This is a genomic window from Streptomyces sp. NPDC045956, from assembly GCF_056430705.1.
In genome coordinates this window covers 22,401-35,405 of the sequence record NZ_JBWKKZ010000008.1, presented here as the reverse complement: position 1 = coordinate 35,405, position 13,005 = coordinate 22,401, and the positions used below count along the sequence as shown (strand labels likewise).

Below are 13,005 nucleotides of genomic sequence, written 5' to 3'. Positions count from 1 at the left end.
CGTTCAAGCGTCCCAGAGCGCTCCGAGCGCCAGCAGGCCGGTCCGGTACTCGATGCGGTCGGCCCACTCGGCGGGCCAGGCGTCCGCGCCCAGGTACGCGCCCGCGAAGGCGCCCGCGAGGCAGGCGATGGAGTCGGAGTCGCCCGAGGTGCAGGCGGCGCGGCGCAGGGCGGTCAGCGGCTCGTCGACGAAGAGCAGGAAGCAGAGCAGCCCGGCCGCCATGGCCTCCTCGGCGATCCAGCCCTCTCCGACGGCGAGGCACGGGTCGGTCTCCGGCGAGACGGTGCGCACGGCCCGTTGCAGCCGGTCGAGTATCGCCAGGCACTCGTCCCAGCCGCGGGCGATGAAGTGCTCCGGCGTGGGGTCCTGGGCGCGGGTCCACAGGTCGCCGAGCCAGCGCTCGTGGTAGCGGGTGCGGTTGTCGTAGGCGTACGACCGCAGCAGGCCGACCAGCCCGGTCGGCTCGGCGCCCTCGGCGAGCAGCCGCACGGCGTGCGCGGTGAGGTCGGAGGCGGCGAGCGCGGTGGGGTGCCCGTGGGTGAGCGCGGACTGCAACTGGGCGGCGCCTGCCCGCTGTTCGTCGCTCAGGCCGGGGACGAGTCCGACGGGCGCTACGCGCATGTTGGCGCCGCAGCCCTTGGAGTGGATCTGGGAAGCGTCCTGCCAGGGGCGGTCCCCTCGTTCCAGGAGCTCGCAGGCCCGGAGGCAGGTGTTGCCCGGAGCGCGGTTGTTCTCCGGTGAGCGGTTCCAGGCGATGAACTCCTGTCGTACGGGATCCGCCATCCCTTCGGGCGCGAGGACACCCCGTTTCATGGCCGTCCGCAACCCCTGCCCCAGCGCCAGCGTCATCTGTGTGTCGTCGGTGACGATCGCCGGCCGGGGCAGCGCCATCTCCCGCCAGGGGCCGCACTTGGCGAGGATCGACGGGACGTCGTTGAACTCGGTGGGGAAGCCCAGCGCGTCCCCGAGGGCGAGCCCGGTGAGCGCCCCGGTGGCGGCGCGCTTGGTGACGGTGGTCGTGGTCATGCGGGGCGTCCTTCCCGAGGGGTGCGGAGCAGCGGCGGGTGCAGGGCGGTGGCCGGACCGGCGCGGTAGACGGCGGCGGGCTTGCCGCGGCCTCCGGTGAGACGGGCGGCGCCCGGGACGGGCTCGACGAAGCCCGGGGTGGCGAGGACCTTGCGGCGGAAGTTCGGCCGGTCCAGGGGATTGCCCCACACCGTCTCGTAGACCCGCTGGAGCTCGCCGAGCGTGAATTCGGGCGGGCAGAAGGCGGTGGCCAGGCAGGTGTACTCCAGCTTGGCGCCGACCCGGTCCCGGGCGTCGGCGAGGATCCGGCCGTGGTCGAAGGCGAGGTCCACGGCCGCGTCGTACGGCACCCAGCGGGCCTCGGCCGCGTCACCGCCGCCCTGCGGTTCGGGAGGGTCCGGCAGCAGCGCGGCGAAGGCCACGGACACGACCCGCATGCGCGGGTCGCGGTCCGGCTCGCTGTAGGTGCGCAGCTGTTCCAGGTGCAGTCCGGTGACGTCCGCCAGCCCGGTCTCCTCGGCCAGCTCCCGCCGGGCCGCCGCCTCCGCCGACTCCTCGGGCAGCAGGAAGCCGCCGGGCAGGGCCCAGCGGCCGGCGTACGGCTCCTGCCCCCGCTCGACCAGCAGCACGTGCAGCGCGCCCGCGCGGAGCGTGAGGACGGCCAGATCGACGGTGACGGCGAAGGGCTCGAAGGCGTACTTGTCGTAGCCGTGCACGAACACCCACCCCCTTAATAGTCAGTACGACTATAAAGAGAGCGGGTGTCCGGAACAACCCCTAGAGCTCGACCTCCTGCATCAGCATCCCGACCTCCGTGTTGGAGAGCCGGCGCAGCCAGCCCGACTTCTGGTCGCCCAGCGTGATCGGACCGAAGGCGGTGCGCACCAGCTTGTCGACGGGGAAGCCCGCCTCCGCCAGCATCCGGCGGACGATGTGCTTGCGGCCCTCGTGGAGGGTGACCTCGACCAGGTAGTTCTTGCCGGTCTGCTCCACGACCCGGAAGTGGTCCGCGCGCGCGTACCCGTCCTCCAGCTGGATGCCGTCCTTCAGCTGCTTGCCGAGGTCGCGCGGGATCGGGCCCACGATGTGCGCGAGGTAGGTCTTCTTCACGCCGTACCGCGGGTGGGTCAGGCGGTGCGCCAGCTCACCGTGGTTGGTGAGCAGGATGACGCCCTCGGTCTCGGTGTCGAGCCGCCCGACGTGGAAGAGCCGGGTCTCGCGGTTGGTGACGTAGTCACCGAGGCACTGCCGGCCGTCCGGGTCCTCCATGGTGGAGACGACACCGGCGGGCTTGTTGAGCGAGAAGAACTGGTACGACTGCGTGGCGACGGTCAGGCCGTCGACCTTGACCTCGTCGTTCTCCGGGTCGACCCGCTTGCCCTGCTCGAGGACGATCTCGCCGTTGACCTCGACGCGCGCCTGTTCGATCAGCTCCTCGCAGGAGCGCCGGGAACCGTAGCCCGCGCGGGCGAGGACCTTCTGGAGCCGCTCGCCCTCCTGCTCGGCGCCCGGGAAGGTCTTGGGGAGCTTGACGTCCTTCTTGCCCGCGTACCGCTCCCGGTTGCGCTCCTCGGCCCGCGCCTCGTACTCGCGGGACGTGGCCGGGACCCAGCGTCCCCGCTGGAGAGGCTTCTTCGGCCCGCCCTTGGCGCCACCGCGGGCCGAGGGGCCGCGGCCCGACTTCGGGCCGTCCTGGGTGGCGCCGGGGCCCACGTCGTAGCGCCGCTCCTCCGGGCGCGGCTTCTTCGGACGGCCGCCCTGCTTGTCGTCACGGTTGCCGCCGGCACCGCGGGGGTTCCCGCGGCCACCGCCGCTCCCGCCGCGGCCGCCGCTGTTGCCACCACGGCTCCCGCCGTTGTTTCCGCTGCTGTTCCTGCCGCTGCTGCTTCGCATCAAAGTTCCGTCTTGTCGTCTGCGTCCTCGGAATCCGGGGCGTCCGGATCGAACGACGGGACCCCTTCCAGTGTCTCCGCCTCGATCGCCGCGGCCTCCGGGAGGAACGGCGCGAGCTCCGGGAGCTCGTCCAGGCCGCGCAGGCCCATCCGCTCCAGGAAGTAGTTCGTCGTCACGTACAGGATCGCACCTGTTTCGGGTTCCGTGCCCGCCTCCCCGACCAGACCCCTCTGGAGGAGGGTGCGCATCACACCGTCGCAGTTCACGCCGCGCACGGCGGAGACACGGCTGCGGCTGACCGGCTGGCGGTAGGCGACCACGGCCAGGGTCTCCAGGGCGGCCTGGGTGAGGCGGGCGTGCTGGCCGTCCAGGACGAAGCCCTCGACGGCCGCGGCGTACGCGGGGCGGCTGTAGAAGCGCCAGCCGCCCGCGACGACCCTCAGCTCGAAGCCGCGGCCCTGGACGGTGTACTCGTCGGCCAGCTCGCGGAGCGCGTCCGCGATCTGCCGCCGCGGCCGCCGGAGTATCCGGGCGAGGTGCTCCTCGGTGGCGGGCTCGTCCACGACCATGAGGACGGCTTCCAGGGCGGGCTTGAGTGCGAGGCCGGCGACGGCCTCCGGCCCGCCCGGGGCCTCGGTGGTCTCGTCGCTCACGCCTTCCGCTCCTCCTCGGCCTCCGGCGGCCGGTCGAACTCGTCGGTCACCACCGGCTCGGCGTCCCCGTCCCCGCCGGTCCAGCGGACCAGCAGGTCGCCCAGCGCGGTCTCCTGGTCCAGGGCGACGGCCTTCTCCCGGTACAGCTCCAGCAGGGCCAGGAAGCGGGCCACGACCGTCAGCGTGTCGTCGGTGTCCTCGACCAGCACCCGGAAGCTGGTCTCGCCCAGCTCCCGCAGCCGGGCGACGACGATCCCGGCCTGCTCCTGCACGCTGACCAGGGGCGCGTGGATGTGCTCGACGTACACCTGCGGCCTGGGCCTGGGCTGCATCGCCTTCACGGCGAGCTTGGCGAAGCCCTCCGGCCCGATGCTGATGACGACCTCGGGCAGCAGCTCGGCGTGATGGGGCTCCAGGCCGACGGTACGGGGGTAGCGGCGGGCCTCGGCCTCGAGCCGCTCGTTGAAGATCTCCGCGATCTGCTTGTACGCGCGGTACTGGAGCAGCCTCGCGAAGAGCAGGTCACGGGCTTCCAGGAGCGCCAGGTCGGCCTCGTCCTCGACCTCGGCGGCGGGCAGCAGCCGGGCCGCCTTGAGGTCGAGCAGAGTGGCCGCGACCACCAGGAACTCGGTCGTCTCGTCGAGGTCCCAGTCGGGTCCCCGCGCGCGGATGTGCGCCATGAACTCGTCGGTCACCTTGGAGAGCGCGACCTCGGTGACGTCCATCTTGTGCTTGGAGATCAACTGGAGGAGCAGGTCGAAGGGGCCCTCGAAGTTGGCGAGCCGCACCTTGAAGACACCGTCGCCTCCGTCCGGCTCGCCCTCCGCGGGGGCGGGGGGCGCCTCGGCCGGTCCGGCGAGGCTCTCGGGGCTCTCGGGGCTCTCGGGGCCGTACCGCGGCCCGACGGCCTCCGAGTGGGTGCCGGCCGGCTCCGAGGGGGCCGCCGGTCCGCGGGCCGCCCGGGCGGGGTCCTCGGGAGGCCTGCTCGCCAGCCGGTCCTCCGCCGCCGGAACGGCTTCCTCCGCCCCGGCGGGGACGGGGCTCACGGAGCCCGGCGGCGCCTCGTCGGGCACCACGGGGGGCGGCGGGGCCGACGTGGTCCTCCGGGGCGCTCCCGGGCCCGTCCCCAGCGCACGCCGACGGCCGGCGCGGGCACCGGGGCGGGGGGCGTCGTTCGAGGTCATGGCCCCCGCAGGCTACCGCTACCGCCCGCGCAGCCGTCGTACGAGGATGCTGGCGTCCCCGCGGGTCTCCAGGTCGGCGAGGACCACGGCGACCGCCTCGCGGACGATGCGGCCGCGGTCGACGGCCAGTCCGTGCTCGCCCCGGAGCACCAGCCGGGCGTGCTCCAGGTCCATCAGCTCCTCGGCGGAGACGTACACGGTGATCTTCTCGTCGTGGCGCTCACGGCCGCTGGGACGGCGTGCGGCGGCCCGGCCGCGCTTGCGGGACTGGGCGGCAGAACCTTCCTGCGCGCCCGCGTCGGGGCCGGAGCCCCGTGGGGAGCGCTCGGCGCCCCGGCTGCGCGACTCGCCCGCCGAGCCCGGTTCCGCGTCCGCCGCGGCGTGCTCGGCGCCCTCGCCGTCACCGCCCCGCGCGGGCACCGCGTGCGGTGTGTCCTCGGCGGCGGCCTGGTCGCTCTCCCCCGCCGGCGCCGGCACCCGGGCTTCCCCGTTGGCCGGTCGCCGCGGGGAGGACGCCTGGAGCGCCGTTCCCCCTGTCGTGCGGAAGAGTTCGTCGGCCCCCGGCAGACTCACTCGGCGTGACACCGGGCGAGCACCTCCCTGGCGAGCTGGCGGTAGGCGGCGGCACCGACGGAGTTCGAGGCGTACGTGGTGATCGGCTCACCGGCGACCGTGGTCTCCGGGAAGCGGACCGTGCGTCCGATGACCGTGTGGTAGACGTGATCGTCGAAGGCCTCCACCACACGCGCGAGCACCTCACGGCTGTGCACCGTGCGCGAGTCGTACATCGTGGCGAGGATGCCGTCGAGCTCCAGGTCGGGGTTGAGCCGCTCCTGGACCTTCTCGATCGTCTCGGTCAGCAGTGCCACTCCACGCAGCGCGAAGAACTCGCACTCCAGGGGCACGATCACCTTGTGCGCGGCGGTCAGCGCGTTGACCGTGAGCAGGCCGAGCGAGGGCTGGCAGTCGATCACGATGTAGTCGTAGTCGTCCATCAGCGGCTTCAGCGCGCGCTGGAGCGTGGACTCGCGCGCGACCTCGCTCACCAGCTGCACCTCGGCCGCCGACAGGTCGATGTTGCTGGGCAGCAGGTCCATGTTGGGGACCGCCGTCTTCAGCAGCACCTCGTCGGCCGCCATGCCCCGCTCCATGAGCAGGTTGTAGACGGTGAGGTCGAGCTCCATCGGGTTGACGCCGAGACCGACCGACAGCGCGCCCTGCGGGTCGAAGTCGACGAGCAGCACCCGGCGCCCGTACTCGGCGAGCGCGGCACCCAGGTTGATGGTCGACGTGGTCTTGCCGACGCCGCCCTTCTGGTTGCACATCGCGATGATCTTCGCGGGGCCGTGATCGGTCAGCGGGCCCGGGATCGGGAAGTACGGCAGCGGGCGTCCGGTCGGACCGACGCGCTCACGGCGCTGGCGCGCCGCGTCGGGCGCGAGCGTGGCCGCGTACTCGGGATCGGGCTCGTACTCCGCGTCCGGATCGTAGAAGTGCCCCTCGGGCAGTTCGTCGTAGTCGGCGAAGTGGTTGCGGGGCGCGCCACTTCCGTCGCCGGCCATGGCGTTCACGTGTTGGCCATCCATACTCATGTGTGCTGTCTGAGTTGCCTGCGGACTCTGGTGGGCTGCGAAGGTGCGTACAGCGACGGAGCCGACAGCCTCGAGACGCCCGGGGCTCTCGGCCCGTACAGACATTCCTGGTTGACCACCCCCGGGAGTAAATGTCGACTCATTCACAAGTCGTCTTACCTCCTTGGTGACCAGGAAACTTCTAGACAGGTCAGCGTGGCACCATGCCGACGTTCGGCGACTCTATGGCGTGTCGGGCGTCCGCAGCAACACAATCCGCCGGACCCGGCCCGATGTGTCGGCAATGAAACAACCCTCTGTCAAGGGCGTACGGCCGTCGCACAGCAGGTTTCACCGGTGCGCGAATCGGTTGAAGCGTTACGTTCGAGGCGAGTTGGCCAGGAATCGCAAAGTGACCATACACACACCCGGCCGGACCTTGTCGGGCAAGGTCCGGCCGGGTGTGTGGGGTTGACGGCGACTGTTGACGTATCGCCTTTGCCGGTCACCGACTTGGCCGATTTACCGGCCTGGCCGTCGGCGGGCGGCCTCAGGCGAGGAGGGTCGCCAGCTCGACGTGCTCCAGCCCGTGCGCCTCGGCGACCTCCTTGTACACGACCTTGCCGTCATGGGTGTTGAGGCCCTTGGCCAGCGCGGGGTCGCGGCGCAGCGCCTCGGCCCAGCCGCGGTTCGCCAGCTCGACGATGTACGGCAGCGTGGCGTTGGTCAGCGCGTAGGTGGAGGTGTTCGGCACCGCGCCGGGCATGTTGGCGACGCAGTAGAAGACCGAGTTGTGGACCGGGAAGGTCGGCTCGGCGTGCGTGGTCGGGTGGGAGTCCTCGAAGCAGCCGCCCTGGTCGATCGCGATGTCGACAAGGACACTCCCGGGCTTCATCCGGGAGACCAGCTCGTTGGTGACCAGCTTCGGGGCCTTGGCGCCGGGGATCAGCACCGCACCGATCACGAGGTCGGCCTCCAGGCAGGCCTTCTCCAGCTCGAAGGCGTTGGAGACGACGGTCTGGATCTTCGTACCGAAGATCTTGTCGGCTTCCTTGAGCTTGTTGATGTCCTTGTCGAGCAGGGTCACGTGGAAGCCCATGCCGATGGCGATCTGCGCCGCGTTCCAGCCGGAGACACCGCCGCCGATGACGACGGCCTTGCCGGCCAGCACGCCGGGGACACCGCCGGGCAGCACACCGCGCCCGCCGTTGGCGGCCATCAGGTGGTAGGCGCCCACCTGGGGGGCCAGCCGGCCCGCGACCTCGGACATCGGGGCGAGCAGCGGCAGCGCGCGGTTCGGCGTCTCGACGGTCTCGTAGGCGATCGCGGTGGTGCCGGACCCGATGAGCGCGTCCGTGCACTCCTTGGAGGCGGCCAGGTGCAGGTAGGTGAAGAGCGTCTGGTCCTTGCGGAGGCGGTGGTACTCCTCCGCGATGGGCTCCTTGACCTTGAGCAGCAGGTCGGCGGTTGCCCAGACCTCGTCGGCGGTGTCGAGTATCCGCGCGCCGGCGGCGACGTACTCCTCGTTGGGGATCGAGGAACCGACACCGGCGTCGCGCTCGACGACGACCTGGTGACCGTGGCGCACCAGCTCGTGGACGCCGGCGGGGGTGATGGCCACCCGGAACTCGTTGTTCTTGACCTCGCGGGGGATACCGACCTTCACGTCGATCACGGTCCTTGGCTCAGAGGATGGGTCTATTACTACACATACCCGCGCACACGGGAGCACAACGGGAGGGACCGCAAGAACGTGCGGCAGAGCCAGTCTAATGAAGGTGTTCCCGCTGTCTAGCCTTTCAAAGCATCAATCTTCAGTCGAAGCGCTGCGGATTTCGCAGGCCTCGGCGGGATCTTCCCTCAACATGCGATCGGCAGCGCTCCGCTCCAGGCCCGCCGCCGTGGGGTCGCCGAGCCGGTCGAGGGTGTCGGCCAGCCGCAGGTGCAGCGCGGCCTGGAGCCGGTCGTCCTCGGCCCGGCGGGCCCAGTCGACGGCTTCCCGGCAGGTGCGCAGCGACTCCTCGGGGCGCCCCGCGTACTCCTGGACGCGGGCCAGTTCGCTCAACGCCCGCGCGTGCGCGGCCACATCACCGGACCTGCGGTACCCGGCGGCCGCCGCGCGCCAGCCCCGCAGCGCCTCGCCGTAGCGGCCGGCGTAGGTGTGGGCGGTGGCGAGGCGGCCGTAGACGCGGGCGGCGTCGGCGCGCTCGTCCCGGGCGAGCCGCTGGGCGAGGGCCCGGCCGAACCAGTCGGCGGCCCGGTCGTAGTCGCCCAGCTCCAGGTGGGCTCCGCCCACGGATTCCATCGCGCGGGCGGTCGCGTACGGGTCCTCCGCCTCCCGTCCGGCGTCCAGCGCGGCCCGGTAGCGCGCCAGGGCCTCGGCGGTACGGCCGGTGCGGGCGTCCAGGTCGGCCAGGTTGAGCAGGGCCGCCGCCTTCTCACGGGGCAGCTCGCGCCGCTCGGCCACGTCGAGGACGAGGCGGTGGATGCCGTACAGGTCGGGGGCGGCCGCCTGGGTGCCGAAGTGGGCCACCATGGCACGCACCAGCTGGGACATCAGCCGCCGGGCCAGGGTGTCCAGCTCCCCGTCGGCGACCGCGAGGCGGGCCGCGGCCAGCAGCGCGGGCCGCCGGACGCCCAGCCATTCGGCGGCGGCCCTCGGGGTGGGGAAGCGCAGGGCGGGGGGCAGGGTCAGCAGCTTCTCGCGGGCCTGGGGGCTGTCGGTCTCGGTGACCGCCCGGCAGGACTGGAGCAGGCGTACCGTCCGCTCCAGCATGCGGGCGCGGGCGAGCTGGAGCTCGGCGGGCCGGTCGTGGGTGGTGGCGAGTCTGCGCAGGAAGGCGTGCAGGCAGCCGGGGACCACGTACTCGGGCAGCGGGGAGTCGACCGCGCGCAGCACGCCGAGGGCGACGAAGTCGTCCAGGGTGGTCCGCGCGCCGTGCACCGAGCAGCCGGCCAGCGCGGACGCGGTGTGCGGGTCGACCAGGCCGGCCGGGGCGAGGGAGAGCAGCCGCAGCATCCGGGCGGCGGTGCTGGGCAGGGACGCGTAGACCAGGCGGAAGACGCGGCCGAGCGGTGTCCCCTCGTCGCCCTCGGCGTGCACGTGCTTGGCGAGGTCGGCGACGGCCGCCTGGGGGCGGGCGGCGAGCCAGCCGCCGGCCAGGGTCAGCGCGGCGGGCTGCGCCTGGCAGACCTCGACCAGCTGCTCGGCGGCCCGGGGGTCGACGGTGATGCGGACCGAGCCGGTGTGCCGGGACAGCAGCTCCATGGCCGACTTGGTGTCCATCCCGCCCAGCGTGCACGGCCGGACGTCCGCGATGCCGGTCAGCGGGCCTTCGGCGACGGTGACGGCCAGGCAGTGCGGGCTGTCCGGCAGCAGGGCGTCGACCTGCTCCGCGTCGGCCGCGTCGTCGAGCAGGAGCAGCACCCTGCGGTCGGCGAGGGCGGCGCGCAGGGCCTCGGTGAGGTCGTCCTCGTCGGCGCCGGGCGGGGCCGGCCGGTCCAGCTCGGTGAGCAGTTCCCCGGCGAGCCGCGCGACGGGCACGCGCGTGCCGTCCGGCTCGCTCAGGCGGGCGCGCAGCACACCGTCGGGGTAGGCGTCCGCGACCCGGGCGACCAGTTGCTCGGCGAGCGAGGTGCGGCCCGAGCCGGGACGGCCGGCGATGAGCAGCACGCGCGCGCGGGGGGCCTTGCGGCCGGAGAGGGTGTCCAGGCCCGCGCGCTCGATGTCGGCGCGCAGCGCCTTCAGCTCGCGGTCGCGGCCCAGGAACCGATTCTCCTCGGCCACGTCCTCCGACAGCCGTACACCGTCCGTGTCCACCGCCTGATCCGTCACGGGCCACACTCCCGATCCCACCGCACGTCGGCGCCCGCCGGAACCCCGGTTCGGGCGTTTCCCGAGCCTAGTTCACGCTCTGCTACGTTCCCGGCGGAGCGCGGCGGGCACGTCCCCCGATCGGATCAACCGATGGTCACATTACGGAGGGCGCCTCGGCTGCGGCTCCGGGCATCCGGCGGGTGGGTCCGGGCCTCCGGCGGGTGGGTCCGGGCCTCCGGCGGGTGGGTCCGGGCCTTCGGCGGGTGGGTCCGGGCCCCGGGGCCGGGGAGGGCCGACCCCGGGAGCGGCTGGGTGTCAGGCCTCGAACGGCCGCGCCGGCCACGGCGCCTCCGCCGGGCGCAGGGCGTCCAGCCCGTCCCCCCGCTCGGCCGCGACCAGCGACAGCACGCCCACGACCAGGCAGTTGTTGTGCAGCTCGCCCGCGAGCACCCCACGGACCAGGTCCGCGACGGGCACCCGCGCCAGCTCCATGTCGGCCTCTTCGTCCTCGACCTCGAAGCGCGCGCCCTCGGCCTCGGACAGGTTCCGGGCGAGGAAGATCCGCACGGCCTCGTCGCAGCCGCCGGGGGTGGTGTAGACGTCGGTCAGCACCCGCCAGTCCTCGGCCTTGACGTGGGCCTCTTCGTACAGCTCGCGCTGGGCGGCGTGCAGCGGGTTCTCGCCGGGGACGTCGAGCAGGCCCGCCGGGATCTCCCACAGCTTCTCGCGCACCGGGTGGCGGTACTGCCGCAGGACCAGCACCCGTCCCTCGTCGTCCAGGGCGAGGACGGCCACGGAGCCGGGGTGGACCTGGTAGTCGCGGGTCGCCACGGAGCCGTCGGGCATGACCACGTCGTCCTGGCGGACGGCGGTCTTGTTGCCCTGGAACGGGGTCCGTGTGCCCCGGACCTCCCACTCCTCGGGGATGTCCTTGATGCTGCTGCCCGTCATGCCTGACCTGCCCTTCCAGACGTACGCGAAAAGCCGGGGCACGCGCCGCTGAATGCGCGTGCCCCGGCCACCGTACAACTGGTGTGTTACTTCGACGTCTTCCGCTCGACCGCGGCCTTGACCAGCCCGGCGAAGAGCGGGTGCGGGCGGGTCGGGCGCGAGCGCAGCTCCGGGTGCGCCTGCGTGGCGACCAGGTAGGGGTGGACCTCGCGCGGGTACTCGACGTACTCGACGAGCTTGCCGTCCGGGGAGGTGCCGGAGAAGACGATGCCCGCCTTCTTCTCCAGCTCCGCGCGGTAGGCGTTGTTCACCTCGTAGCGGTGGCGGTGCCGCTCCTCGACGTACTCCTTGCCGTCGTAGACCTCGCGGACGATGGAGCCCTCGGCCAGCTTGGCCGGGTACATGCCGAGCCGCATCGTGCCGCCCATGTCGCCCTCGCCGGCCACGATGTCCAGCTGCTCGGCCATGGTCGAGACGACCGGGTGGGCGGTGGCCGGGTCGAACTCGGTGGAGTTGGCGTCCGCGACACCGGCCAGGTTGCGCGCGGCCTCGACCACGATGCACTGCAGCCCGAGGCACAGGCCCAGCAGAGGGATGCCGTTCTCGCGGGCGTACCTGATCGCGCCGACCTTGCCCGTGACACCGCGCTCGCCGAAGCCGCCCGGGATGCAGATCGCGTCGACGTCGCCGAGCTGCGCCTGGGCGCCGGCCGGGGTCTTGCAGTCGTCGGAGGTGACCCACTTGATCTTCACGCGGGCCTTGTTGGCGAAACCGCCCGCGCGCAGCGCCTCGGTGACCGACAGGTAGGCGTCGGGCAGGTCGATGTACTTGCCGACCAGCGCCATGACGATCTCGTGGTCGGGGTTGTGGACGCGGTCGAGCAGGTCGTCCCAGGTCGTCCAGTCCACGTCGCGGAACGGCAGGTCCAGCTTGCGGACGACGTAGGCGTCCAGGCCCTCGCCGTGCACCGTCTTGGGGATGTCGTAGATCGAGCGGGCGTCGGGGCATGCCACCACCGCGGCCTCGTCGACGTCGCACATCAGGGAGATCTTGCGCTTGATCGCGGTCGGCACCTCGCGGTCGCAGCGCAGCACGATCGCGTCCGGCTGGATACCGATGTTGCGCAGCGCCGCCACGGAGTGCTGGGTCGGCTTGGTCTTCAGCTCGCCCGAGGGGCCGATGTAGGGCAGGAGCGAGATGTGGACCACGAAGACGTTGTCGCGGCCGACCTCGTGGCGGACCTGACGGACGGTCTCCAGGAACGGCAGCGACTCGATGTCGCCGACCGTGCCGCCGACCTCGGTGATCACGACGTCCACCTCGTCCGTCGCCATGCGGCGGATGCGGTGCTTGATCTCGTTGGTGATGTGCGGGATGACCTGGACCGTGTCGCCCAGGTACTCGCCGCGCCGCTCCTTGGCGATCACCGTGTTGTACACCTGACCGGTGGTGACGTTGGCGGAGCCGTCGAGGTCGCGGTCGAGGAAACGCTCGTAGTGGCCGATGTCCAGGTCGGTCTCGGCGCCGTCGTTGGTGACGAACACCTCACCGTGCTGGAAGGGGTTCATCGTGCCAGGGTCGACATTGAGGTACGGGTCGAGCTTCTGCATCACGACGCGCAGACCCCGTGCCTTGAGCAGCATGCCGAGGCTGGAGGCGGTCAGCCCCTTGCCGAGCGAGGAGGCGACACCCCCGGTGACGAAGATGTGCTTGGTCGTCGATGATTTGGGCGGCATGGCCAAGAGGGGGCTCCCGTGGTCGCGGTCTGGGGTGCGGTGCGTTCGTCGTCCGACCCGGTCGTACCGGGGTGTCGTCGGCGGCGCCGTCGCTGCGGTTCCGGGGTTTTTCTCCCACCGGTCCACGGGCTACCAGCGTAACAGCGCCTCGGGGCGATGGCTTCCGGCCACGCT

General features: G+C 72.2%; 11 protein-coding genes. All 11 read right to left on the bottom strand.

Annotated elements, in window-relative coordinates; translation table 11 throughout:
- Positions 1–3: 3 nt before the first annotated feature.
- Positions 4–1,026: an ADP-ribosylglycohydrolase family protein gene (locus AC07FV_RS21575; protein ID WP_479088969.1), complete on the bottom strand. Its 1,023-nt coding sequence runs from the start codon at positions 1,024–1,026 to the stop codon at positions 4–6.
- Positions 1,023–1,742, bottom strand: a complete 720-nt coding sequence (locus AC07FV_RS21570) for an NUDIX hydrolase (protein WP_479088968.1) — start codon at positions 1,740–1,742, stop codon at positions 1,023–1,025. Before AC07FV_RS21570 ends, AC07FV_RS21575 begins: the two co-directional genes overlap by 4 nt.
- 61 nt (positions 1,743–1,803) lie before the next feature.
- The gene (locus AC07FV_RS21565; RefSeq protein ID WP_479088967.1) at positions 1,804–2,919 is read right to left on the bottom strand and encodes a pseudouridine synthase; all 1,116 of its coding nucleotides are present in this window, start codon (positions 2,917–2,919) and stop codon (positions 1,804–1,806) included.
- On the bottom strand, positions 2,919–3,572 hold the full coding sequence (scpB, locus tag AC07FV_RS21560; protein WP_479088966.1) for an SMC-Scp complex subunit ScpB: 654 nt from the start codon (positions 3,570–3,572) through the stop codon (positions 2,919–2,921). Before scpB ends, AC07FV_RS21565 begins: the two co-directional genes overlap by 1 nt.
- A complete protein-coding gene (locus AC07FV_RS21555; protein ID WP_479088965.1) occupies positions 3,569–4,756 on the bottom strand; it encodes a segregation and condensation protein A in 1,188 nt (395 codons plus the stop codon). Before AC07FV_RS21555 ends, scpB begins: the two co-directional genes overlap by 4 nt.
- Before the next feature lie 18 nt (positions 4,757–4,774).
- Positions 4,775–5,341 (bottom strand): hypothetical protein, encoded by a 567-nt coding sequence (locus AC07FV_RS21550; protein WP_383648516.1) that lies wholly within the window; start codon positions 5,339–5,341, stop codon positions 4,775–4,777.
- A complete protein-coding gene (locus tag AC07FV_RS21545) occupies positions 5,326–6,453 on the bottom strand; it encodes a ParA family protein (RefSeq protein WP_479088964.1) in 1,128 nt (375 codons plus the stop codon). Before AC07FV_RS21545 ends, AC07FV_RS21550 begins: the two co-directional genes overlap by 16 nt.
- Before the next feature lie 424 nt (positions 6,454–6,877).
- The gene (gene ald, locus AC07FV_RS21540) at positions 6,878–8,002 is read right to left on the bottom strand and encodes an alanine dehydrogenase (RefSeq protein ID WP_479088963.1); all 1,125 of its coding nucleotides are present in this window, start codon (positions 8,000–8,002) and stop codon (positions 6,878–6,880) included.
- 132 nt (positions 8,003–8,134) lie between these two features.
- The gene (locus tag AC07FV_RS21535) at positions 8,135–10,162 is read right to left on the bottom strand and encodes a tetratricopeptide repeat protein (RefSeq protein WP_479088962.1); all 2,028 of its coding nucleotides are present in this window, start codon (positions 10,160–10,162) and stop codon (positions 8,135–8,137) included.
- Positions 10,163–10,459: 297 nt separating this feature from the next.
- On the bottom strand, positions 10,460–11,095 hold the full coding sequence (locus AC07FV_RS21530; RefSeq protein ID WP_479088961.1) for an NUDIX domain-containing protein: 636 nt from the start codon (positions 11,093–11,095) through the stop codon (positions 10,460–10,462).
- Between the two features lie 86 nt (positions 11,096–11,181).
- On the bottom strand, positions 11,182–12,831 hold the full coding sequence (locus AC07FV_RS21525; RefSeq protein WP_458417435.1) for a CTP synthase: 1,650 nt from the start codon (positions 12,829–12,831) through the stop codon (positions 11,182–11,184).
- Between the last annotated feature and the right edge of the window lie 174 nt (positions 12,832–13,005).